The organism is Aliivibrio sp. S10_S31 (assembly GCF_014694495.1).
Classification (GTDB): domain Bacteria; phylum Pseudomonadota; class Gammaproteobacteria; order Enterobacterales; family Vibrionaceae; genus Aliivibrio; species Aliivibrio fischeri.
The window spans coordinates 125,568-150,595 of record NZ_JAAUWR010000003.1; the positions used below are offsets into that span (position 1 = coordinate 125,568).

The window sequence follows — 25,028 nt, forward strand, 5'->3', positions numbered from 1 at the left end:
AGGCATACTCAGGTACAATATAACTATATTTCTTGTCTCTCCGACTAAGCAGGTCAGCCTATGTCTAAGATTATTCAAAACGATCCTTTTCAAGATCGAGAAGCTGAAAAATACGAGAATCCAATTCCAAGTCGTGAATTTATTCTGGAATTTTTTGAAAAAGCCGATGCACCGTTAAATCGTAATGACTTATTCGAAGCCCTAGGTTTATCTGGTGAAGATAGCTATGAAGGTTTACGTCGTCGTTTACGTGCAATGGAGCGTGATGGCCAGTTAGTATTCACTCGTCGTCAATGTTATGCATTGCCAGAACGCATCGAAATGTTAAAAGGTGTGGTATTAGGGCACCGTGATGGTTTCGGTTGGATCCGTCCAGAAGGTAGCCTAGGTAAAGATAACGATGTACTGCTTCCTTTCCACCAAATGAAGAAAGTGATTCATGGTGATGTGGTATTAGTACAACCAACAGGAACGGATAAACGAGGCCGAAAAGAAGGCCGAGTGGTTCGTGTATTAGAGCCTCGTAACGAAGGCATTGTTGGTCGATTCTTTATTGAAGATGGCATGGGATTCGTTGTTCCTGATGATTCTCGTATTAGCCAAGATATCTTCATTCCTAAAGAGCACAAAATGGGTGCCCGAATGGGTAACGTTGTTGTTATGGATATCACTGATCGTGGTAGCCGTGCTCGAGGTATGACAGGTAAAATTACAGAAGTTCTTGGTGAAAATATGGCACCAGGAATGGAAATTGATATTGCACTTCGTACTCATAATATTCCACACGTATGGCCAACAGCGGTTGAGAAACAAGTTGAAGGGCTAGGTGAAGAAGTACCAGAAGAAGCAAAAGAAGGTCGTGTTGATTTACGTGAATTACCATTGGTTACTATTGATGGTGAAGATGCACGAGATTTTGATGATGCTGTATTCTGTCAAGCTAAAGCTTCTGGTGGCTGGCGCTTATGGGTGGCGATTGCTGATGTAAGTTATTATGTTCGCCCTGATAACGCATTAGATAAAGAAGCGATTCAACGTGGTAACTCGGTTTACTTCCCTGCTCAAGTGGTCCCAATGTTGCCAGAGGTTCTGTCTAATGGACTATGTTCATTGAACCCACAAGTCGACCGTTTATGTATGGTGTGTGAGATGACTATCTCTGCATCAGGTAAGCTTTCTGGTTACAAGCATTATGAAGCGGTGATGAATTCACATGCTCGCCTTACTTACAATAAAGTAAGTGACATTCTTGATGGTGATGAAGAGCTAACACAGCGTTATGAGCCTTTAGTTCCACACTTAAAAGAGCTTCACAACATGTATCAAGTGCTAAAAACAGCACGTGAAGCACGTGGTGCGATTGAGTTTGAAACCATTGAAACTAAATTTATCTTCAATGCGGATCGTAAGATTGACAGTATTGAGCCTGTGATACGTAATGATGCACATAAGATCATCGAAGAGTGTATGATTTTAGCTAACATTGCATCGGCTACTTTTGTTGAAAAAGCCAAAGAGCCAGCTTTGTATCGTGTGCATGAATCTCCAGGAGAAGAACGCCTTCAAGGGTTCCGTGACTTCTTAGGGGAGCTAGGTTTAAGCCTATCTGGTGGATTAACACCATCACCAACGGATTACGGTCAATTGGTGCATGTGATTGCTGAACGCCCAGACAAAGAATTGATTCAAACTATGCTGCTACGCTCAATGAAGCAGGCGGTATATAACGCAGATAATGCTGGGCACTTTGGTTTGGCATTGAAACGTTACGCACACTTTACGTCACCAATTCGTCGTTACCCAGACTTATTGCTGCACCGTGCAATTAAGTATCTTATTGCAAAAGAAAAAGGTCAGAATAACGATCGTTGGACACCAACAGGTGGTTACCATTATTCATTCGATGATATGGATGTATTTGGTGAGCAATGTTCAATGACAGAGCGTCGTGCTGATGATGCAACACGTGATGTATCTGATTGGCTGAAATGTGAATACATGCAAGATCATATCGGTGAAGAGCTTGAAGGTGTGATTGCTAATGTCACAGGCTTTGGTTTCTTTGTTCGATTAAACGATCTTCATATTGATGGTTTAGTTCATATTTCATCACTAGCTAATGACTACTACCAGTTTGATCCTGCAGGGCAGCGTTTGACTGGTGAAAGTTCTGGTCAAGTTTTCCGTCTTGGCGATCAAGTTACGGTTAAAGTTGTTGCGGTAAACCTTGATGATCGTAATATCGATTTCGAGTGCACTAGCTCAATGCGTAAAGCTCGTGGACATGGTAAAACAGCAAAAGAAAATGCGAAAAAACGTGGTGCAAAAGAGCCACGTCGTGATCCTAATTTCAAGCCAAAGAAAAAAGGTGATAAGTCTGAACCTAAAGGTTTAGGTCAACTTGGCGAACGAAAATCTAAGGGTAAAAAAGGTAAGGTAAAATCAAAAGCGCAAGCGATGGTTGAACCAACAAAACGCCCTGACGGCTCAACAGAAGGTGTGAAAGCTAAGAAAAAGCCGAAGCACAAGAAAAAAGTTAAAGCAAGAAAGCCAAAGGCAAATAAGTAATTTCGATAATGGGGCGGTTATAGCCCCATTTAGATAAACAAATAAGTAAAGAAAAGAAGCGACAGCATGAGTAATGATTATATTTTTGGTATCCACGCAGCCAAAGCAGTACTAGAGCGTGATCCTGCCCGTTTTATTGAAGTATTTGTATTAAAAGGTCGTCAAGACGATCGCTTATTACCAATCTTGAATGAATTAACGCAGTTGGGTTTTAAGATTCAAGAACTGCCACGTAAAACGTTGGATGACAAAGCGAAAGGTGCAAATCACCAAGGAATTATTGCTCGTGTAACGCCAGCTAAGCAACTGAATGAACATGATTTAGACGATATCGTGTCTCAAACAGAAAATCCATTATTGCTTGTTCTTGATGGTGTGACTGATCCGCACAATCTAGGTGCATGTTTACGTAATGCTGATGCGGCAGGTGTTGCTGCGGTTATCGTACCAAAAGACAAATCTGCATCAATGACAGCAACCGTAAGTAAAGTTGCATGTGGTGCGGCTGAAACGGTTCCTTTAGTACGTGTAACTAACCTAGCTCGTACAATGCGTGCGTTACAAGAAAAGGGCGTATGGTTTGTTGGGACTGCTGGTGAGGCAACTCATGATGTATTCCAGTCTAAATTAACTGGTCCTTTAGCAATAGTTATGGGTGCTGAAGGGGATGGCATGCGTCGCTTAACACGTGAAACGTGTGATGACTTAATTAAAATCCCAATGGCTGGCTCTGTATCAAGTTTAAATGTTTCTGTAGCGTCTGGTATCTGTTTATTTGAAGCAGTACGTCAACGAGCGCTACAAGGCTAAATAAGTAGGCATTTAGATGCTAATTACCTGATTAGCATTATGAAATAAGCTCAAAAAAGAGGATGTTTTTTCATTCTCTTTTTTTCTTGGTAAAGACGAAAATATTTTTGTGATTTAAGTATCTTTTTCTTGCTACTAGCGCTGTTTTTATATACTATCTGCCGTCCTTAATTCTCGGTCTTTTTTTTAGTTCCTTGCTTCCCTTGGATGACCGAGCCGTTCGTGGAAGCTGAATAATCCGTAAGGAGCAACCAATGCGTCATTATGAAATCGTATTCATGGTGCATCCTGATCAAAGCGAGCAAGTTGCTGGCATGATCGAGCGTTACACTGGTTCAATCACTGAAGCTGGCGGTACTATCCACCGTCTAGAAGATTGGGGTCGTCGTCAAATGGCTTACCCAATCAACAAGCTGCACAAAGCACACTACGTTCTTATGAACGTTGAGTCTGAGCAAGCTGTTATTGATGAACTAGAAACTGCATTCCGTTACAACGATGCTGTTCTACGTAACATGATCATGCGTACAAAAGCTGCGATCACTGAGCCATCAGTAATGATGAAAGCTAAAGAAGAGCGTTCTGCTAAGCGTGAAGACGCTGCACCACGCGCTGAAGAAGCTGCTGCTGAGTAATTGATTTGATGACCAATCGATTGGAGTTAAGCGGTATTATCGCAAAGGCTCCGGTTCGAAGTCTAAGTCCTGCGGGCATACCTCATTGTCATTTTGTCATTGAGCATCGTTCGATTAAACAGGAAGCTGACTTATCACGACAAGTCTATTGCAGAATGAACGTGGTAGTGAGTGGACAAGGGTCACAAGCTTTAACTGCAAATTTAGCTCAAGGCAGTAACGTTACGGTAGGTGGTTTTATCACATACCAGACAGGCCGAAATGGTGTGTCGAGAGTAGTGTTACATGCTGAGCATATTAAACTAATTTAGATCTGGAGATAGCCCATGGCTCGTTTCTTCCGTCGTCGTAAATTCTGCCGTTTTACTGCAGAAGGCGTACAAGAGATTGACTACAAAGACGTAGCAACTCTAAAAAACTACATCACTGAAGCTGGTAAAATCGTACCTAGCCGTATCACTGGTACTCGTGCTAAATACCAACGTCAGCTAGCTCGCGCTATCAAGCGTTCTCGTTACCTTGCACTTCTACCGTACACAGATAAGCATCTGTAAGTCGTTAGTTGTTTAATTAAGTTTATAGAGGACTAAGATAATGCAAGTTATTCTACTTGATAAAATCGGTAACCTAGGTAGCCTTGGCGACCAAGTTAACGTTAAAGCTGGTTACGCACGTAACTTCCTTATCCCACAAGGTAAGGCTGTTATGGCAACTAAAGCTAACGTAGAGATGTTTGAAACTCGTCGTGCTGAACTAGAAGCTAACGTTGCTAAGCAACTAGCTGCTGCTGAAGCTCGCGCTGAGAAAGTTAACGCTCTAGAAGTTACAATCGCATCAAAATCTGGTGACGAAGGTAAACTATTCGGTTCAATCGGTACTCGTGACATCGCTGAAGCTGCTACAGCTGCTGGCGTTGAAATCGCGAAAAGCGAAGTTCGTCTTCCTGAAGGCGCTCTACGTACAACTGGTTCTTTCGAAGTTAGCATCCAACTTCACTCTGAAGTATTTGCTACATTGAAATTAGAAGTTGTTGCTGCTGAGTAATCAATAGCCAACTTATGATTTAAAACGCTAGCCTTGTGCTAGCGTTTTTTTATCTTTAAATACATCAAACTACCTTTCTATTTCCTCATCTTATTTTTCTATCTTGAAAAAAGCTCAATTACAACTTGAGAAAAATTCATAATCAGAACCTTGACTTTGAACTCTATTGCATACATTCTGTAGACATATAGACGTCTAAATGATGTCATCATGGATGATGAGATTTTGTAGTATTACCTTTTGATACTACGGCAGGGAGAGCAAGACATGGCATATTCACACGCAAGCCACTTAGAGTCACTGAATCAAAATATTGCTGAATTAGACGGCAATATCAACGTATCTTTTGAGTTTTTTCCGCCAAGTTCAGAGAAGATGGAAGAAACACTATGGAATTCTATTCACCGCTTGAAAACACTAAAACCTAAATTTGTATCAGTAACTTATGGTGCAAACTCTGGTGAACGTGATCGCACCCACTCAATTATTAAAGAAATTAAAGAGCAAACTGGTTTAATTGCCGCTCCCCATCTAACGTGTATTGATGCGAGTCGCTCAGAGCTAATTGATATTGCTAATGATTATTGGGCAAATGGTATTAAAGATATCGTTGCTTTACGTGGTGATATTCCTCCGGGTGGTGGAGCTCCTGAGATGTATGCTTCAGATTTAGTAGAGTTACTTAAGTCCCAACATGATTTTGATATTTCTGTTGCCGCTTTCCCTGAAGTACACCCAGAAGCGAAGAGTGCTCAAGCTGATTTACTTAACTTGAAACGTAAAGTGGATGCAGGTGCAAGCCGTGCGATTACTCAGTTCTTTTTTGATGTAGAGAGCTATTTACGTTTTCGTGATCGCTGCGTTTCTGCTGGTATTGATGTGGAAATTATTCCAGGAATCCTACCAGTATCGAACTTTAAGCAAGCTTCTCGTTTTGCCAAAATGAATAATGTGAAAATTCCAGGTTGGATGGCACAACAGTTTGAAGGGTTAGATGATGATCCTGTGACTCGTCAAATGGTTGGAGCAAGTCATGCGATTGATATGACTCGTATTTTGAGTCGTGAAGGAGTGAAAGATTTCCATTTCTATACGCTTAACCGTGCCGAGCATACTTACGCACTGTGTCATACATTAGGTGTTCGTCCAAAATAACATTTATTATTACTTATAATAAAAGTCGCTCACGGTAGCGGCTTTTTTTATTTCTGATGTTGAAGTCTTGAGAAGCAAAGAGAAAACTAAAATAAAAAAGGCCACCGAAGTGACCTTAAATTAGGAAGGATTCTTTTTATCTGCGATAAGTTAACCTGTGTTACGCATACCCGCTGCAATACCCGCTATAGTTACCATAAGTGCTTCTTCAAGCTCTGGTGACGTCTCTTCTTGTTGACGAGTACGGAACAGAAGCTCTGCTTGCAGCATGTTCAATGGGTCAACATAGATATTGCGTAAACGAATGGATTCAGAGCCCCATGGGTCACGCTCCATTAAGTGATCATTGTTTTCTACGTTTAGTACCGCTTTGATATCAGTTTGTAGTTGATTACGCAGACGCTCGCCTAATGGCCATAGTGACTTATCGGTTAAGCGTTGATCGTAGTATTCTGACATTTGAGGGTTACACTTAGTATAAACCATCTCCAGCATACCAAGGCGTGTTGAGAAGAATGGCCATTCACGACACATCTCTTCCAATAGTTCTTGGTGGCCCTTATCAATTGAATATTGAATCGCTTCACCTGCTCCTAACCATGCAGGAAGCACTAGGCGGTTTTGACTCCATGAGAAAATCCATGGGATAGCTCGTAAACTTTCAACGCCACCATTTGGGTTACGTTTTGCAGGACGAGAACCGAGAGGAAGTTTACCTAGCTCTAATTCTGGTGTTGCTGCACGGAAGTAAGGTACAAAGTCTTTTTCGCCACGAACGACGTTACGGTAAGCTTCACACGATACTTCTGATAGCACTTCCATTAGGTCGCGCCATTCTTGTTTCGGTTCTGGTGGTGGAAGAAGGTTCGCTTCAAGAATTGCACTTGCATACAAGTTAAAGCTGTTTACTGCTACTTCAGGAAGACCCAGTTTGAATCGGATCATCTCACCTTGCTCTGTTACTCGTAGGCCACCTTTTAAGCTCTTAGGTGGTTGAGATAAGAGTGCAGCGTGCGCTGGTGCACCGCCACGACCGATAGTACCGCCACGACCATGGAAAAGTGTCAGTTCGATGCTTTCTTTCTCACAGACTTCAACAAGCGCTTCCATTGCACTGTACTGAGCCCAACCAGCAGACATTACACCTGCATCTTTAGCTGAATCAGAATAACCGATCATCACCATTTGATGGTTTTGGATAAATCCACGATACCAATCAATAGAGAATAGTTGTTCCATTACTTCTTTAGAGCGATTTAAATCGTCTAAAGTTTCGAATAATGGGCATACATCCATACGGAATGGACAACCTGCTTCTTGAAGTAACAGATGAACAGCCAGTACGTCAGATGCCGTACGAGCCATTGAAATGACATAAGAGCCTAATGCTTCTTTAGATTGTTCTGCAACTACTCTACAAGTATCAATAACTTCTTGAACTTCTGGAGACGGTTCCCATTTGCGTGGAAGAAGAGGACGTTTTGAGCTTAGCTCATTAACAAGGAATGAAATTTTATCTTGTTCGCTCCATTGGTCATAATCACCAATGCCTAAGTAACGAGTCAGTTCAGACAATACATCCGAGTGACGGGTACTTTCTTGGCGGATATCCAAACGAACTAAGTGAGCACCAAATGCTTTTACTCGACGTAATGTATCCAGTAATGAACCATCAGCGATGATCCCCATACCACAAGCATGCAGTGATTGGTAACATGCGTATAGAGGGTTCCAAAGTTGGTCAGCATCAGTCAGGATAGCTTTATTTGGTACTAGCTCACCCTTCATTTGTGCATCTAGGCTTTCAAGAGTATCGCCTAGTAATGTACGTAGTTGTTTTAGAATGGCACGATAAGGTTCGTGCTGATCGCCTGCTAATTCACGAACTTCATCAGTACATTTGACCATTGAAAGTTCGCTGATTAGCTCATTAATGTCTTTTAAGTAAAGATCGGCTGCTTTCCAACGAGAAAGGAGCATCACTTCACGAGTAATTTTGTGCGTTACAAATGGGTTACCATCACGGTCTCCACCCATCCAAGATGACATGTGAACTGGACGCGCATCGATTGGAAGTCCTTCACCTAAGTGGCCTTCTAGGCGTTGGTCGAATTCACGCAAAAACTCTGGAATACCTTGCCATAGAGAGTTTTCAACAACAGCAAAGCCCCATTTAGCTTCATCTAATGGCGTTGGACGTTCTTGACGAATAACGTCTGAGTGCCATGCTTGAGCAATCAGTTGCTCTAGACGACGTTCTGTTTTATCTCGTTCTGAAAAAGAGATATCACCAAGCTCAAGCTTTGATAAACATTCGTTGATTTTAACCAACTTGTTGATCATGGTGCGACGTGCGATTTCAGTAGGGTGTGCAGTAAGAACTAATTCGATATTTAATTCACGAACGGCTTGTGCAGTATCTAGCTTACTTACGTTACTTTGGCTTAGTTTTGAGAATAAGGTACTAATAGCATCAGGTTCACATACATGTGCTTCACAATGGCGTGAGATAGTATGATATTGTTCTGCCATATTGGTAAGGTTTAGAAATTGGCTGAATGCTCGAGCAACAGGTGTCAGTTGATCGTCTGGAAGGCTTTTAATTTCTTCAATCAGTGCATTGCGGTCTTCGTCGCTTCCTGCGCGCGCTGTTTTAGACAGCTTACGAATGGTTTCAACTTTTGCTAATAGCTCTTCACCATGTGCGTCTCGAATCGTGTTACCAAGCAGGTGACCCAACATGCTGACATTGCTTTTTAAAGCAGCGTACTTTTCATTCATACATACTTCCTATACTTGTAATTTTGTTACATCCTGATTTTTTACTGCCTTCAATCTATCCGAATTTAAGGCTACTCGTCAAATATTGGTGAATATTTGTTGGTTTTTTGAACGCTAATTTGCCGTAGATCATCGAACCTTACTTTTCATATTGACGAGTTTTGTAAATTTATTTCAGCTTAAAAGCAGTGTTTGTACATTAATTTACTTAATACACTGATGGTTGGGTCTATAAAAGAAAAAGCCAGATACTCATCAGGTTGATGAGCTTGTTCAATAGAACCGGGGCCAAGTACTAATGTAGGACAAAGATCTTGTAAAAAAGGCGCTTCAGTACAGTAGTTCACGGTTTCTACATCTTGCCCACAAATGTCAGCAGTACTCGTTACTATCGGACTATCGGCGCTGCATTCATAACCAGGAATTGGCTCATGAAGTGGGGTAATATCAATACGTCCGGGCCATTTTGCTTCAACCTCTTTTAGAGCATCTCGAAGCATATTATCAAGACCATCTAAGCTGATCCCCGGCAGTGGACGAACATCATAATGTAGCTCACAACAGCCACAAATACGGTTTGGGCTGTCCCCACCATGGATATGACCAAGGTTAAGTGTCGGGTAAGGAATAGAGAAACCAGGATTATGGTATTCCTTAACTAATTTATTTTTTAATGTCATGAGTGCGAACATGATCTCATTCATGATCTCTAAGGCATTTACACCATGAGCGGGATCTGAAGAGTGTCCCGATTTACCCGTTACTCGAATGGCATTAGCTACATGTCCTTTATGTCCACGGATCGGTTTTAGGCTGGTTGGCTCACCGATGATGCAATAATCGGGTTGAATTTTAGTATTTGATGCAAAGTGACGAGCACCAAGCATGGTGGTTTCTTCATCACAAGTCGCCAGAATATAGAGAGGTTTAGACTGATCTTTCCAATTAATGTTTTTAATGGCTTCTAGAATAAAAGCAAAGAAACCTTTCATGTCTGCGGTACCTAATCCATAAAATCGATCGTTAGCTTCAGTTAATGCGTGTGGTTCATAATTCCAACGTCCTTCATCGTATGGAACCGTATCGGTATGACCCGCTAATAATAACCCACCTTCACCAGATCCTAATTTTGCTAATAGATTGAGTTTACCCTTTTCAATTTCTTCAATCTCAACTTCACATCCAAGATCTTCGCACCATTGTGCAAGTTTATTTATGACTTCTGCATTGCCTTCATCCCAACTTGAGTCGGTTGAGCTTATTGAAGAGGTTGAAATGAGTTGTTGATAATAATCTTTAAATTCCGGAAATTTCATTTATTCATACATCCACTGTTGACACAAAAGAGAGAATTCTGTAAAACACATATTAAATCACATTAAGTGAATAAAAATACAATTTAGTTGAGTTTGAGTGAATAACTAAATTGAGAGAAGGAAAGGATACCTTCAATATGGGCAACACTCACGTTACCCTGAATGGCTTTTCCCTTCAATAAGATTTAAGAGATAGCAGGGACTAATTATGTTGAAAACAGCCATTATAGGAGCGAGTGGATACACAGGAGCTGAATTAGCTCTGATGGTATTTAAGCATCCACATCTTTCTTTATCGGGTTTATATGTTTCAGAAAACAGTTTAGATAAAGGAAAAGCGATCAGTGAATTGCATGGTTCATTAAAAGGAATTGTTGATGAAGCATTGCAACCATTAGTTAATGTGAACCAAGTTGCTAAAGAGTGTGATGTTATTTTGCTAGCAACTGCCCATGAAGTCAGTCATAACTTAGCAGCAACATTTTTAGAAAATGGCTGCGTAGTATTCGATTTATCTGGCGCTTTTCGTGTGAAAAAAGAAGGCTTTTACAGTGAGTTCTATGGTTTTGAGCATCAATATGAAGCGTGGTTAGATAAAGCCGTTTATGGTTTAGCTGAGTGGAATGCTGAAGCTATAGCGAAAGCACAATTGGTTGCTGTTCCTGGCTGTTATCCGACTGCGTCACAATTAGCACTAAAACCGTTAGTTAAATCTGAATTATTAGATAAGAATCAATGGCCTGTTATAAATGCAACTAGCGGGGTAACAGGAGCTGGACGTAAGGCAAGTTTAACCAGCTCTTTCTGTGAAGTGAGCTTACAACCTTATGGAGTGTTCAATCATCGCCACCAACCCGAAATTGCAGCTCATTTAGGTTGTGATGTAATTTTCACTCCTCATTTAGGTAATTTTAAGCGTGGAATTTTAGCGACGATCACGACTAAATTAGCGCAAGGCGTGACAGAAAAAGAAATCCAAGAGGCGTTTGAAACGGCTTATACCCAAACGCCAGCGGTGCGTTTATTAGGTAATGAAATGCCAAAAATACAATCCGTCGAGAAAACCCCTTTTTGCGATATTGGATGGAAAGTGCAAGGAGAGCATTTAATCGTTGTTTCTGCCATTGATAACTTGTTGAAAGGTGCATCAAGTCAAGCAATGCAATGCATTAATATTCGTTTTGGTTTTCCGGTATTAACTGCATTGATTTAAGGAAGAATAATAAATATGAATCAACGTCCATTGGTTATAAAGCTTGGTGGAGCAGTATTGTCTTCAATCGATACGCTCACGCTGTTATTTAAAACAATTTCAAATTATCAACAGCAAGCCAAGCGTTCTCTTATTATTGTTCATGGTGGTGGCTATCTTGTTGATGAGCTTATGGCAAAGCTTCAATTAGAAACAATAAAAAAAGAGGGGTTACGAGTTACTCCAAAAGATCAGATTGGTTATATCACAGGTGCGTTGGCTGGAACGGCAAATAAAATGCTACAGGGCCAAGCCATGAAAAATAACGTTAAGGCAATTGGCTTAAGTCTGGCTGATGGTGGTTTGTGTCAGATCACTCAATTAAACCCTGAATTAGGTAATGTAGGCTTAGCAACGGTTGGTGATGCAAAAGTATTAGAGGCGATTTTAGCAACTCAAGTAACGCCCATTATTAGCTCTATCGGTATTACGAATGATGGTGAATTAATGAATGTAAATGCTGATCAAGCTGCGGTTGCAGTAGCGACAGCATTGGATGCTGATTTGGTTCTATTGTCAGACGTTCCCGGAGTGCTAGATGCCGAAAAACAGCTGATTAAGAGTTTGGACTCAGCGCAAGCTGAAATGTTAATTCACCAAGCTGTTATTACCGATGGCATGATAGTTAAAGTTCGTGCAGCGTTGGATGCTGCTCAAGAATTAGGGCGAGCAATAGAAGTGGCTTCATGGCGCTCACCAGAAAAATTAGCTGAGTTGTTTATTGGAAACAGCATTGGCACACAATTTCAGCCTCAATAGGCAATGTAATTTTAAGAATATAGTCGCCGCGAGTTGTGCGGTTCAAGGAGAATAGAATGAGTAAGAAAGTAGAAGTAAACAAGGTTGTTGTCGCATACTCTGGTGGCTTAGATACCTCTGTGATCATCCCATGGTTAAAAGAGAATTATAACTGTGAAGTGATTGCTTTTGTTGCGGATGTTGGTCAAGGCGAAGAAGAACTTGAAGGTATTGAAGCGAAGGCAATTGCATCGGGGGCGACTGAGTGTTACATCGCTGATTTAAAAGAAGAAATGGTTTCTGAGTATATTTTCCCAACGCTAAAAACAGGCGCGTTGTATGAAGGTAAATATTTACTAGGAACGTCAATGGCACGTCCTATCATTGCTAAAGCACAAGTTGAAGTGGCTCGTAATGTGGGTGCAGATGCGCTTTGTCATGGTTGTACTGGTAAAGGTAATGACCAGATTCGTTTTGAAGGTGCGTTTGCTGCACTAGCTCCAGATCTTCATGTTATTGCTCCATGGCGTGAGTGGGATCTTGTGAGCCGCGAAGAGTGTTTAGATTATTTGGCTGAGCGTAATATCCCTTGTACCGCTTCTCTTACTAAGATCTACTCTCGTGATGCTAATGCATGGCATATCTCAACGGAAGGTGGGGTTTTAGAAGAAACATGGAATGCACCAAATGACGATTGTTGGGCATGGACTGTTGATCCTGAGCAAGCACCAAATGAAGCAGAAACGATTTCATTAAAAGTAGAAAAGGGTGCAGTTGTTGCGGTTGATGGTAAATCGATGACGCCTTATGAAGTGGTTGTATGCTTAAATGAGAAAGGGGCAAAACACGGTGTTGGTCGTATTGATATCGTTGAAAACCGTTTGGTAGGAATGAAGTCTCGTGGCTGTTATGAAACTCCAGGGGGCACGATCATTAATGAAGCGCTGCGTGCAGTTGAGCAACTTGTTTTAGATAAAACGTCATTTGAGTTCCGTGAAGAGCTAGGCATTAAAGCTTCTCACCTTGTTTATGATGGTCGTTGGTTTACACCGTTATGTAAATCTATCTTAGCGGCATCAGAAGAGCTAGCAAAAGACGTGAATGGTGAGGTCGTTATTAAGTTGTATAAAGGTCATGCGACGGTAATTCAAAAGCGTTCTGATAACAGTTTATATTCAGAAGAATTTGCTACTTTTGGTGCTGATGAAGTGTATGACCAAAGTCATGCCGAAGGCTTTATTCGTCTTTACTCACTATCAAGTCGTATTCGTGCGCTAAATAGCAAATAAGTAATGCGTGTTGTTTATTAAGAACAACATTTAAACAATTTGTTTTACACTATGTCGAAGCTCGTTTTATATAAACGGGCTTCGATTTTTTGTATATAACGGTGAATACCAAGCCAATATCCAATTATATTGATTAATGTAATCTAAGTTGAATAAAATTAACCTGAATAAATATGTAAAAATAGTGAATTTTTTCTTTATTTTTATCTGTAATTACCGTAAGTTAAAACCATCAAGAAAAATACTGAATTTAATCAGAACAAAAGCAGTGAGCATTGTGCATTTAGGAGAGACAGCATGGCATTATGGGGCGGACGTTTTAGTCAAGCAGCAGACACCAGATTCAAACAGTTTAACGATTCACTTCGTATTGATTACCGCCTTGCAGAACAAGATATTGTTGGTTCGATTGCATGGTCTAAAGCATTGCTTTCAGTAGGTGTTATTACCGAACTTGAGCAGCAAAAGCTTGAATTAGCACTGAATGAATTAAAATTAGAAGTAATGGAAGATCCTGAACAGATCTTATTGTCTGATGCTGAAGATATTCACAGTTGGGTAGAAACTCAATTGATTGGTAAAGTCGGTGACTTAGGTAAAAAGCTCCATACTGGCCGCTCTCGTAATGACCAAGTAGCAACTGATTTAAAACTTTGGTGTCGTCAACAAGGGCATCAATTGTTACGTACGCTTGATCAATTACTTAATCAATTAGTGAATGTGGCAAGTGAGCATCAAGCGACAGTTCTTCCTGGTTATACGCACTTACAACGTGCGCAGCCAGTGACTTTTGCTCATTGGTGTTTAGCTTATGTTGAGATGATTGAGCGTGATTATTCTCGTCTTGAAGATGCCATTACTCGTTTGGATACTTGTCCGTTAGGTTCAGGGGCTCTTGCTGGTACCGCTTACCCTATGGATCGTGAAAAGCTAGCTCGTAACCTTGGATTCCAACGTGCAACACGTAATAGTTTGGACTCGGTATCGGATCGTGATCATGTCATGGAACTCATGTCGATCGCTTCCATTTCAATGTTGCACCTTTCTCGTCTTGCTGAAGACATGATTTTCTACAATTCAGGTGAATCTAATTTCATCGAATTGGCTGATACAGTGACGTCAGGCTCTTCACTTATGCCACAGAAGAAAAACCCAGATGCACTGGAGTTAATCCGTGGTAAGTGTGGACGTGTATATGGTGCAATGGCTGGCATGATGATGACAGTAAAAGCATTGCCATTGGCTTACAATAAAGACATGCAAGAAGATAAAGAAGGCTTATTTGATGCACTGGATAGCTGGTCTGATTGTATTGAAATGGCTGCGTTGTGTTTTGAAGGAATCAAGATTAATGGTGAACGTACGCTTGAAGCAGCAAAACAAGGGTATGCAAACTCAACAGAACTGGCTGATTACTTGGTAGCGAAAGGCATTCCATTCCGTGAAGCTCACCATATTGTTGGTGTTGCCGTTGTCGGTGCGATTGAAAAAGGTTGTGCATTAGAAGAACTTTCTCTTGCTGAACTGAAAGCGTTCTCTGAGGTGATTGAAAATGATGTGTATGAAATCCTCACCATTGAATCTTGTCTTGCAAAACGTTGTGCATTAGGTGGCGTTGCGCCTGAGCAAGTTGCATATGCCGTTGAGCAAGCAGGTAAACGTCTACAAGAGCGTGATAATGCAGGTGTGAAGGTTCGTCCAGCTCGTTTAACTGATCTAGATGCACTGGAAGGTATGGTTGCTTACTGGGCTGGGTTGGGTGAAAACTTACCACGTAATCGTAATGAATTAGTCCGTGATATTGGTTCATTTGCTGTGGCAGAGCATCACGGAGAAGTCACAGGCTGTGCCTCTTTGTATGTGTATGACTCAGGTCTTGCAGAAATTCGTTCATTAGGTGTTGAAGCTGGGTGGCAGAGTCAAGGTCAAGGTAAAGCCATTGTTCAGCATTTAGTTGAAAAAGCACGTGAGATGGCGATTAAGAAAGTCTTTGTATTAACTCGTGTTCCAGAGTTCTTTATGAAACAAGACTTTATTCCTACCTCTCGTTCATTGTTGCCAGAAAAGGTGCTGAAAGATTGTGATCAATGCCCACGTCAACATGCGTGTGATGAGGTAGCACTAGAAGTGAATCTACAAGAGCAAGTGATCATTAAAAGCAGTGTAGCTTAGTTCGTATTGCAAATATTTATGCGATTGAGTTAACTAAATAAGCGGAATAAAAAAGAAAAAGTGGTGAACTTTTTAATTAAGTATTAGTCTTATTAATACTGCTTTTTCTTAGAAAGATTCTAAGAGGCCCCAATGCTTATATGGTATTGGGGCTTTATTTTATCTGCTTACTTACTGTGATTGGTATTATTCAAGCGGTAATAAGCCATAGCGATAAGATGTAAAACAAGTAAGCCAGTAAAGGCTGAGCTCACCATAAATGTGGCGATTGCTTCTATTTTATATGGCGTCATTTGAAAGAACTCCAACCAAGTCAACCATCCGCCAATAGAAAGAAATGTCAGTTGTTTCATACAACGCGTACAGCGACCTAGTTTTTGTTTGAAAATGTCTGAGCGACAAGTTTTACATGTCATGTATTGAGTTCTTTGATTGATAAGCAAGTGGAGAGAACTTTAAATGCAAAAAGACCAATGCGCAAACATTGGTCTTTTTATTTTTTGTGACTTTTTAATCTGATTAACAGCCCGGACCACAATCCATGCAGTGTTTGATCATTTCAGGACCTAAATGTAATTTCGCATTTAAATCACGAAGAGCAGTACGAACACCTTCTTCGATTACTGGGTGATAGAAAGGCATATCTAGCATTTCTGACACTGTCATCTTGTTTTGGTGTGCCCAAGCTAACAAGTGAGCTAAGTGTTCTGCGTTTGGTCCCATCATTTCAGCACCAAGGAAACGACCTGTCCCTTGCTCACCGTATACATGAAGAATGCCTTTATTGCGTAACATCACTCGTGAGCGGCCTTGGTTTTCAAAAGAGACTTCACCTGTTGCAAAACAGCCACAAGTACCTAAGCGTGTTGTGATTTCTTTATACGTTTCACCAACCATGGCAATCTGTGGGTCAGAGAATACCGCTGAGATTTTTGAGCGGCGAAGACCTGCACGGATCTCAGGGAAGCGACCTGCATTATCACCAGCAATACGCGCTTGGTCTGCGGCTTCGTGTAATAACGGCAATTGGTTACTTGCATCACCAGCAATAAATACCGTTGGTAGTGATGTTTGTAGGGTATAGAAATCTGCTGTTGGTACACCACGTTCATCTAATTCAATTGATGTATTTTCTAAGCCCAGTTTATCGGTATTTGGACGACGGCCCGTTGCTGCTAATACATATTCAACAATATTAGTTTCTAGCTCACCTTGTTTGTTGATGAATTGAATTTCAACGCGATCTTCACCTGATTCGGTGGTAATACGCTTCATGCTTTCAACTTTTACGTCTGCATCAAGATAAAACTCTTCATTGAACGCTTTGTTTGCATACGCCATTACTTCTGGGTCAGTAACAGGACCTACTTGACCACCTAAGCCAAACAGTTTGGTTTCAACACCTAAACGGTGAAGAGCTTGACCAAGTTCAAGACCAATAACACCAGGGCCAAATACCGCAACGGATTTTGGAAGGTCATCCCAGTTAAATACGTCATCATTAATGATTAAACGATCACCCAGTTCATTCCAAACTGCTGGATAAGCAGGACGAGAACCAGTAGCGATAACAATACGTTTTGCATTAATGATGGTGTGATCATCAACTTGAAGCGTGTTGTCATCTAAAAATTTTGCGTAGCCAGAGATTTTATCTTCAGCCGGAATTTCATCAACGCCTTCTAAAACAAACCCAACAAAACGGTCACGCTCAAACTTAACGCGTTCCATTACTTCACGGCCATTAATTACGATTTCACCTTGAGGGTGGATACCAAATTTAGGAGCTTTTTCAATTTGGTGAACGCTTTCTGCTGCAGCAATTAATAGCTTAGATGGCATACAACCAACGCGAGCACAAGTGGTACCGTAAGGGCCGCCTTCGATCATGACAACACTGTCAGTATGTGCTTTTGCTGCACGGTAAGAGCCTAAACCTGCTGTACCGCCACCGATAACAGCTACATCAACATTGACTTGTTTCATAATTCATATCTCACGTAGATTTATTTTAGAAGAAGAGTTTGAAATGGTAGCCCACGATTTGTGGGCTACTTTTCATTAACGGTTACGTTAACGATTAAGCTAGGAAAGCTTCTAGTTCTTCGCTACCACCGATGTGTTTACCACCGATGAATACTTGAGGAACTGTAGTGCGACCAGTGATAGCTCGTAGACTTACTGTGGTTGCATCTTTACCTAGTACCACTTCTTCGTAGTTTAGGCCTTTGTCGATTAGGTTTTGTTTCGCTTTCATACAGAAAGGACAACCTGGTTTTGTGAATACTGTAATTGACTCTTGTTCTTTATGTTCAGGAGCAAGGTAGTTCAGCATAGTGTCTGCATCAGATACTTTGAACGGGTCGCCTGGTACGTCTTCTTCGATGAACATTTTTTCAACTACGCCATTTTTAACTAGCATGCTGTAACGCCATGAACGCTTACCAAAACCAAGGTCGTTTTTCTCAACTAACATACCCATGCCGTCTGTGAATTCACCATTACCATCAGGGATGAAAGTGATGTTTTCTGCTTCTTGGTCTGCTTTCCATGCGTTCATTACGAAAGTATCGTTTACTGATACACATAGGATGTCATCAACGCCATTCTCTTTAAATACAGAATGCAACTCGTTGTAGCGAGGTAGGTGGCTTGAAGAACATGTTGGTGTAAAAGCACCTGGAAGACTGAATACGATAACTGTTTTGTCTTTAAATAGTTCTTCTGTTGTTACGTTAACCCAAGCATCACCTTGACGAGTAGGGAAAGTTACTTGAGGAACTGATTGACCTTCTTTAGATGTAAACATAATAATGTCCTTTAATTTAAATAATTTTGAATTTCTTTTTCGGGGTCTGCCCGTTTGATGTAGCTATTATGCAAAAGTTACCTTGATAGCTCTAATCGTTTGGTGTTATCGTTTCAATCGTTAAAATCTATCAATTAATATTTGATAATAAAGTGGTAAAGCTTACGGGAGTTTAATACATGAATATCCGAGATTTTGAGTACTTGGTCGCACTTGCTGAGCATAAACACTTTCGTAAAGCGGCAGAATCTTGTTTTGTTAGTCAGCCGACATTAAGTGGACAAATCAAGAAGTTAGAAGATGAAGTTGGTTTGGCTTTATTAGAGAGAACCAGTCGCAAAGTCTTGTTCACTGAGGCTGGGTTGCAATTAGTCGAGCAAGCGAAAAAGATCTTACTTGAAGTAAAACGCTTTTCTGAACTTGCCAATCAACAAGGTAAGGAAATGACAGGCCCGTTGCATTTAGGGTTTATACCTACTGTTGGGCCTTATGTGTTGCCATGGATTGTTCCAACATTGAAAGCACAGTTCCCAGATTTAAATTTATACCTTCATGAAGCGCAGACGCATCAATTAGTGAAAATGCTAGAAGAGGGGAAAATTGACTGCATGATTTTGGCTTCAGTAGAAGAAACTAATATGTTTATCGAGGTTCCTGTTTACGATGAGCCTATGGTACTTGCTGTGCCTAAAGATCATAAATGGGCAACAGAAGTGTCGATTGATATGTCTCGTTTGAGTGGTGAATCGGTTCTTATGTTAGGAGATGGGCATTGTTTACGAGATCAAGCCTTAGGTTTTTGTTTTGCTGCAGGGGCTAAAGATGATGATCATTTTAAAGCAACCAGTTTAGAAACGTTACGTAATATGGTCGCTGCCGGCGGGGGTATTACGTTAATGCCGTACTTGTCAGTACCAAAAGAAAAAGAGCGTGATGGTGTGTGTTATTTACCTGCTCAAGATCCTGTTCCTCATCGTCAAATCGTTTTAGCTTATCGCCCTGGTTCACCACTAAGAGCTCGATATGAGTCACTGGCTAAAGAGATTGAGAATAAAATGTCTAATGTTATTCGTAGCTAAATTAAGCTTATAAAAAAGGCACGCTACATATCTAGCGTGCCTTTGTATTAAAGTGATTTTAAGGGATTAGAACAGACTTTCGTCTTCCATTCCGTCACCATCTGCATCGTGTGATGAATAAATAGTGTCTTGGAAATCTTGTTCTACGTATTCTGTTGGTTGAGTTCCACCAGCAAAATATTCCCACATACTGGTTTCATCATTTTTGTTGGTTAGTAGACCTGTTTCTCGATCTATCTTCACTTTAATGATGTTTGCAGGAAGTTGTTGTTTTTCTTCAGGAACACCTTCTAATGCGACCTTCATGAAATTAACCCAAGCGTAAATAGCCGTTTTACCACCAGCTTCACCACCAAAAGACATCTCTTCTTTGGTCATGTTGTCGTTTTTGGTTGTATAACCTAATCGATGTGATGGATTATCAAAACCAACCCATGCTGTTGCTACTACGTTTGGACCATATCCGTTATACCAAGCATCAACAGAGTCATTAGTTGTACCTGTTTTACCACCAATATCACGACGTTTTAATACTTGTGCACGCCAGCCAGTACCATTCCAACCTGTACCTTTACGCCAACTACCGCCACCCCAAATGTTGCTGTACATCATTTGTTTAGTTAAGAACGCATTTTGTGCAGAAATTACTTTTTTCGCATAAGGTGAGTCTTCATCATTTTGATGAGAACAATCACGTTGGCAAATGGTTTTTGGTGTTGCTTTGTAAACTTCATCACCAAATGGACCAGTAATGTGGTCAATATAGTAAGGTTCTACGTAATAACCATTGTTAGCAAATACTGCGAAGCCTTGTGCCATTTGAACTGGTGTTAAACTACCAGCACCAAGAGCAATGGTTTCAGAGCGTGGAAGTTCATCTTTCTTAAAGCCAAAACGTGTTAGGTAATCAATAGTTTCATCTAAACCAACATCACGTAAAACACGAACCGCCATTACGTTTTTAGATTGAGCTAAACCAATACGTAAACGAGCAGGGCCAACATAAGTTGGTGGTGAATTTTTCGGTCTCCATGCTGTACCTTGACTCTCATCCCATGTATTAATTGGCGCATCGTTAATTAAACTAGCTAATGTTTTACCGTGGTAAAGTGCCGCGGAATAAATAAATGGCTTGATACTTGAACCAACCTGACGAACAGATTGAGTTGCTCGGTTAAACTTGTTATGAACAAAGTTAAAACCACCAACCAAAGAAGTAATTGCACCATCTCTTGGGTCCATAGCAACAAATGCTGTGTTCGCTGCAGGTACTTGGCTTAGCTTCCATACGGTTGTTGTTACATCGTCTGTTGTCTCTTGGCTTAATGGACGAACATAAATTTGTTCACCAACCGCTAAGATATCAGAAGCACGACGTGGTGCAGGTCCTTGGCGCTTGTCTGTTTTAAAGCGACGAGCCCACTTTAGACCATCCCAAGGAATAGTTGCGACGCCATTATTTTTAATATCAACCGTTGCTGTTTTACCTTTAATTGAAGTAACAACAGCAGGCATTAACTCACCGTATGACGGTTCGTTTTTAAGGTGCTTAGTAATTGCTTCTTCATCAAGAGGTGTTGCTTTTGGTTCCCATACAGTTTTAACTGCACCACGGTAACCATGACGCTCGTCATAAGCTAATAGGTTATCAATTGATGCTTTATTAGCAGCAGCTTGCATTTTTGAATCTACGGTTGTGTAGATGTTCATACCCGAAGTATAAGCCGCTTCTTCACCGTATTTGTTTACCATCCAAGCACGAGCAATTTCAGCAATATAGGGTGCTTGTAATTCGATTTCTGCACCGTGGTATTTAGAAATAACCACCTCGGCCTTTGCATCATCAAATTCTTGTTTTGTTATGTAGCCTTCATCAAGCATACGAGCAAGAACAACATTACGACGTGTTGTTGCACGATCAACAGAATAAATAGGGTTCATTGTTGATGGGGCTTTTGGTAAACCTGCGATAATAGCAACTTCACCTAAGGTCAGTTGGCTCACTTCTTTTCCAAAGTAAACATGAGCGGCCGCACCAACACCATAAGAACGATAACCTAAGTAAATTTTATTTAGGTAGAGCTCTAAGATCTCTTGTTTTGTTAATAGCTGCTCAATGTGAACGGCAATAAAGATCTCTTTAACTTTACGCATGATTTTCTTTTCATTAGATAAAAAGAAGTTACGTGCAAGTTGTTGAGTGATGGTACTTGCCCCTTGCTTTGCAGAGCCAGAAGCTAATACCGCAAAGGCGGCACGAGTAATACCGATTGGGTCAAAACCATAGTGGCTATAAAAGCGGCTATCTTCAGTGGCAATGACGGCTTCAAGTAGATGAGGCGGCATTTCTTCCAGTTTCAATGGAATACGGCGCTTTTCACCAAATTGTGCGATTAACTTACCATCGCGGCTATATACCTGCATTGGTGTTTGCAGTTGAACATCTTTTAATGTTGCCACATCTGGTAATTCTGGCTTCACATATTGGTAGAAACCAAAAATTGTTGTGACCCCAAGAATTATGCAAACCAATGTAACTATTAGTAGTGCCTTTATGAACTTCACCTGATATTTCCCGTTTACTTTAATCTGTATTATCGTTTCTGACCCATAACTGAGTAGTATAAATATAACACAACAAAAAATAACGCAAATAAACGCTTAATTTTGAGATATTTATTTATTACTTGGAGTTAAATCAGGATGATCTACCCCACTATTACAGGTTTAGATGTAGGGCATCATAGCATTAAAGCCGTATCTGTAAGGTTAAAGAAAGGTCAATTAGATCTCGTTAGTTCTTTTGAAGTTTTATTGCCTGAATCTGTATTTGTGGATACCAATAATTTAAATGTCGAAGAATTAAAGCCTTATTTATCTCGAATAAAGAAACAGTTAAAGCTAAATCAAAAGCAAATCGCGTTCTCTATCCCTGATAGCAGTATTACGAGCAAAGTAGTGCAAATTGATAGTCAACTCGATGAACGAGAAACGGAATTTGCGATTGCCCATAATTTTGAGCAGCATTCTTCTTTTTCATCAGATGACCTTAATATTGATTATGTTGCCTCTGAACATAGAGGGACTGGCAGCTTACAGACGATCACTTACCAAGTTTTTGCGACCCGAAAAGATTTAATTAACTCTCGTCAGCGTTGTTTTGAATCTGCTGGACTTAAACCTGTGCTTGCAGATGCTCATTCAAATGCACTTTTAACGTTATGGCAGAGAGCGATAGCGGTTTATCCCGACAAAAAGAATTGGATGCTGATCGATATTGGTTATATGCAGACTGTTTTCTGTATTGCTTCTCCGAGTCAACATTTATATAGCAAACACATTTCATTTGGTGCTGTAGCTCAAGAGAAAGAGACAAACTCAATTAACGAAGATAACTCAATTGACCTGTCCGCTGGGACGCTTTTTATTAAGCAGTTATCTGAACATATTCATCGTCAAGTTACTCTTTATTCATCGGTTAACCAACATAAGGTTGAAGGAGTATGGATTACTGGTGGTGGCTCTATGCTACCGGGATTATCGGATTCGTTAAGCTACGAACTATCGCTACCAACGGTGGATTTAAATCTTCTTTCTTTGTTTCAAACGCCAAAGAAAAGAGTGGGTTCGTTTCATGAACAAAAAAATCAATACGCATCAGCTCTTGGATTGGCATTGAGAGGGATCGAATGGCTTACCAAATAAACCTACTACCTTGGCGAGAAAAGCAGAGAGCAAGATATAAGCAACGTTTTATTGCATTACTTTGTGCAGGGGTGACGCTATCTGTCGGTATTCAATGGGGGATTGCGCAATATCTAGAGCAACAAGTTTCGATTCAGACACAACGTAAGCAATCGTTAGAAAAGCATATCTCTTGGTTAAACAATGAATTAAAAGATCTTAACGAAGTTGGAAAGGAGCATGAAGCGATATTAACTCGTCTTGATGTTGTCGAACAGTTACAGCAGAACCGAAACAAAACCACTCAGCTATTGAACATTTTACCCGACATCATTACTGAAGGTATTTATCTAAATAAAGTACGCATGTATGAAAGGGAAGTTGAGATTAAGGGGTTCAGTGATAGCAACTCTCGACTAGCAAGCATGTTGGATAAATTAGAGCGTTCCTCTCAAATTACCTCAGTAGAAATGCACTCTATTGTCTCTGGACAAAAAATATTTGGTCATGATGTCAGTAGTTTTGAAGTCTCATTTAAATTACTTCCTCCAGTGAAAAAGGAACCGTCGTAATGGATTGGCGTGAATTAGATTTAGATGAAATTACGGAATGGCCGATTGTTCCGCAGCTGTTAGTGATTTTGTTGTTGTGTTTATGTATTCAAGGTGCTGGATATTGGTTTTGGTTACAACCAATACAAGAAAGTATCGAGCAGTCAAAATTGGATGAAATAAGCTTAAAAACAACGGTGAAATATAAATATAACCAAGTTGCTGCTATGCCCAAAATGAAAGATCAATTGAATGAATTGAATCTACGATATGAGTTTTTGTCACAGCAGCTACCCGCTCAAAAAGAGTTAGCAAGCATGCTTTCGGGTATCAACCAGGTTGGTATTCAAAATAAGCTGACTTTTACTCGGATTGACTGGGGTGAGAAGCAAAATAAAACCTTTTTATATAAGTTACCTCTGAATATTGAGCTGACAGGGCAATATCACGACATCGGCTCGTTCTCTGAAGCCATGGCTGATTTACCACGTATTGTCAGCTTGGAAAACATAGATATTCAAAGGGTGAGTAAGGAGAGTAGTACATTGCACTTTCGTGTAATGGCTTATACCTACCAGTTTAGGGGGGACCATGAATAGTCGGATGTTTGTTTCAGCCATAACCTTGATGTTGATGGTTGGGTGTAAAGCGAATAAGGACTCTCTTGATACTTTTTATACTGATGCTAAACGATCAGGACATAAAGAGGTGGAAGTATTAGCTAACGTTGTACCTTTTGAGGTGGAAGTGTATGCCCAATCAGAAGCACGCTCCCCCTTTGTTCTTCCTAAGCAACCTGAGCGGGTAACCCAACCGAAAAAGAAAAAAACGTGTTGGCAGCCGAAATACAGAAAAAAAACGGGAGCATTAGAGCGATATTCATTGCGTAAGTTACGTTTAAAAGGCGTGATGGGAGCAGACCAAGACATTACCGCTTTAATACAAACACCGAAAGGGAGTGTGATTAAAGTTCGCAAAGGGCAGTACATGGGGACCAATAATGGTCAAGTGGTTGCGATTAAATCAAAACAAATTACGTTGAAAGAAACCCTGCCAGATGGAATGGGATGCTGGCAACAAAGATATGTAAAACTGGCGTTGAAACATTAATTGAAATAAAGGATTAGGAATCTCTCATGTCGCTA

The 25,028-nt window shown here is 40.6% G+C and carries 22 protein-coding genes; 16 read left to right on the plus strand and 6 right to left on the minus strand.

Annotated elements, in window-relative coordinates; translation table 11 throughout:
- The first annotated feature begins 60 nt into the window (after positions 1-60).
- From rnr to metF, 7 genes are all read left to right on the plus strand, one after another.
- Positions 61-2,568 carry a ribonuclease R gene (rnr, locus tag HC728_RS03555; protein ID WP_190395126.1) on the plus strand — a complete coding sequence of 836 codons (2,508 nt, stop codon included), beginning with the start codon at positions 61-63 and terminating at the stop codon, positions 2,566-2,568.
- A gap of 66 nt (positions 2,569-2,634) precedes the next feature.
- Positions 2,635-3,378 (plus strand): 23S rRNA (guanosine(2251)-2'-O)-methyltransferase RlmB, encoded by a 744-nt coding sequence (gene rlmB, locus HC728_RS03560; protein WP_005421141.1) that lies wholly within the window; start codon positions 2,635-2,637, stop codon positions 3,376-3,378.
- A 254-nt stretch (positions 3,379-3,632) separates the two neighbouring features.
- Positions 3,633-4,013, plus strand: a complete 381-nt coding sequence (gene rpsF / locus HC728_RS03565; RefSeq protein ID WP_005421140.1) for a 30S ribosomal protein S6 — start codon at positions 3,633-3,635, stop codon at positions 4,011-4,013.
- An 8-nt stretch (positions 4,014-4,021) separates the two neighbouring features.
- Positions 4,022-4,324 carry a primosomal replication protein N gene (gene priB, locus HC728_RS03570; RefSeq protein WP_065639854.1) on the plus strand — a complete coding sequence of 101 codons (303 nt, stop codon included), beginning with the start codon at positions 4,022-4,024 and terminating at the stop codon, positions 4,322-4,324.
- A gap of 15 nt (positions 4,325-4,339) precedes the next feature.
- Positions 4,340-4,567, plus strand: a complete 228-nt coding sequence (gene rpsR, locus HC728_RS03575; RefSeq protein ID WP_005421136.1) for a 30S ribosomal protein S18 — start codon at positions 4,340-4,342, stop codon at positions 4,565-4,567.
- A gap of 40 nt (positions 4,568-4,607) precedes the next feature.
- Complete coding sequence (rplI, locus tag HC728_RS03580) at positions 4,608-5,057, plus strand: 50S ribosomal protein L9 (RefSeq protein ID WP_005421134.1); 450 nt, start codon at positions 4,608-4,610, stop codon at positions 5,055-5,057.
- A 267-nt stretch (positions 5,058-5,324) separates the two neighbouring features.
- The gene (gene metF, locus HC728_RS03585) at positions 5,325-6,212 is read left to right on the plus strand and encodes a methylenetetrahydrofolate reductase (RefSeq protein WP_005421132.1); all 888 of its coding nucleotides are present in this window, start codon (positions 5,325-5,327) and stop codon (positions 6,210-6,212) included.
- Between the two features lie 150 nt (positions 6,213-6,362).
- On the opposite strand, the gene ppc is transcribed toward metF, so the two are convergent.
- Positions 6,363-8,993 carry a phosphoenolpyruvate carboxylase gene (gene ppc, locus HC728_RS03590; RefSeq protein ID WP_005421129.1) on the minus strand — a complete coding sequence of 877 codons (2,631 nt, stop codon included), beginning with the start codon at positions 8,991-8,993 and terminating at the stop codon, positions 6,363-6,365.
- Positions 8,994-9,172: 179 nt separating this feature from the next.
- Positions 9,173-10,309, minus strand: a complete 1,137-nt coding sequence (argE, locus tag HC728_RS03595; RefSeq protein ID WP_005421127.1) for an acetylornithine deacetylase — start codon at positions 10,307-10,309, stop codon at positions 9,173-9,175.
- Positions 10,310-10,517: 208 nt separating this feature from the next.
- Here argE and argC point away from each other — a divergent pair, with 208 nt between their 5' ends.
- The 4 genes from argC to argH all read left to right on the plus strand — a co-directional run bounded on the left by argC (position 10,518) and on the right by argH (position 15,760).
- Positions 10,518-11,522 carry an N-acetyl-gamma-glutamyl-phosphate reductase gene (argC, locus tag HC728_RS03600; RefSeq protein WP_065641114.1) on the plus strand — a complete coding sequence of 335 codons (1,005 nt, stop codon included), beginning with the start codon at positions 10,518-10,520 and terminating at the stop codon, positions 11,520-11,522.
- 15 nt (positions 11,523-11,537) lie between these two features.
- Positions 11,538-12,320, plus strand: a complete 783-nt coding sequence (argB, locus tag HC728_RS03605) for an acetylglutamate kinase (protein ID WP_081301989.1) — start codon at positions 11,538-11,540, stop codon at positions 12,318-12,320.
- Between the two features lie 56 nt (positions 12,321-12,376).
- Positions 12,377-13,588, plus strand: a complete 1,212-nt coding sequence (locus HC728_RS03610) for an argininosuccinate synthase (RefSeq protein WP_065641112.1) — start codon at positions 12,377-12,379, stop codon at positions 13,586-13,588.
- A 297-nt stretch (positions 13,589-13,885) separates the two neighbouring features.
- Entirely contained in the window at positions 13,886-15,760 is a 1,875-nt protein-coding gene (gene argH / locus HC728_RS03615; RefSeq protein WP_005421119.1) for an argininosuccinate lyase, read from the plus strand.
- Positions 15,761-15,927: 167 nt separating this feature from the next.
- Here the strand turns inward: argH and HC728_RS03620 are convergent, their stop codons facing one another.
- From HC728_RS03620 to HC728_RS03630, 3 genes are all read right to left on the minus strand, one after another.
- Positions 15,928-16,176, minus strand: a complete 249-nt coding sequence (locus tag HC728_RS03620) for a DUF3624 domain-containing protein (RefSeq protein WP_054775330.1) — start codon at positions 16,174-16,176, stop codon at positions 15,928-15,930.
- Between the two features lie 103 nt (positions 16,177-16,279).
- Entirely contained in the window at positions 16,280-17,746 is a 1,467-nt protein-coding gene (locus tag HC728_RS03625; protein ID WP_017019992.1) for a dihydrolipoyl dehydrogenase, read from the minus strand.
- A 94-nt stretch (positions 17,747-17,840) separates the two neighbouring features.
- Positions 17,841-18,569, minus strand: coding sequence for a redoxin family protein (locus HC728_RS03630; RefSeq protein WP_011262707.1), 729 nt, complete (start codon positions 18,567-18,569; stop codon positions 17,841-17,843).
- 179 nt (positions 18,570-18,748) lie between these two features.
- On the opposite strand from HC728_RS03630, the gene oxyR reads away from it, so the two are divergent.
- Positions 18,749-19,648: a DNA-binding transcriptional regulator OxyR gene (gene oxyR / locus HC728_RS03635; protein ID WP_017019993.1), complete on the plus strand. Its 900-nt coding sequence runs from the start codon at positions 18,749-18,751 to the stop codon at positions 19,646-19,648.
- Positions 19,649-19,714: 66 nt separating this feature from the next.
- Here oxyR and HC728_RS03640 read toward each other — a convergent pair whose 3' ends face one another.
- Complete coding sequence (locus HC728_RS03640) at positions 19,715-22,213, minus strand: penicillin-binding protein 1A (protein ID WP_026029395.1); 2,499 nt, start codon at positions 22,211-22,213, stop codon at positions 19,715-19,717.
- A 138-nt stretch (positions 22,214-22,351) separates the two neighbouring features.
- Between HC728_RS03640 and pilM the strand changes: the two genes are divergently transcribed.
- The 4 genes from pilM to HC728_RS03660 are packed head-to-tail and all read left to right on the plus strand — an operon-like array spanning position 22,352 to position 24,993.
- A complete protein-coding gene (gene pilM / locus HC728_RS03645; protein ID WP_017019994.1) occupies positions 22,352-23,353 on the plus strand; it encodes a type IV pilus biogenesis protein PilM in 1,002 nt (333 codons plus the stop codon).
- Positions 23,338-23,904, plus strand: a complete 567-nt coding sequence (locus tag HC728_RS03650) for a PilN domain-containing protein (RefSeq protein WP_190395127.1) — start codon at positions 23,338-23,340, stop codon at positions 23,902-23,904. The genes pilM and HC728_RS03650 overlap by 16 nt, the downstream gene beginning before the upstream one ends.
- Positions 23,904-24,482, plus strand: coding sequence for a type 4a pilus biogenesis protein PilO (locus HC728_RS03655; RefSeq protein ID WP_005421098.1), 579 nt, complete (start codon positions 23,904-23,906; stop codon positions 24,480-24,482). The genes HC728_RS03650 and HC728_RS03655 overlap by 1 nt, the downstream gene beginning before the upstream one ends.
- Positions 24,475-24,993 carry a pilus assembly protein PilP gene (locus HC728_RS03660; protein WP_005421095.1) on the plus strand — a complete coding sequence of 173 codons (519 nt, stop codon included), beginning with the start codon at positions 24,475-24,477 and terminating at the stop codon, positions 24,991-24,993. Before HC728_RS03655 ends, HC728_RS03660 begins: the two co-directional genes overlap by 8 nt.
- The last annotated feature ends 35 nt before the right edge of the window (positions 24,994-25,028 follow it).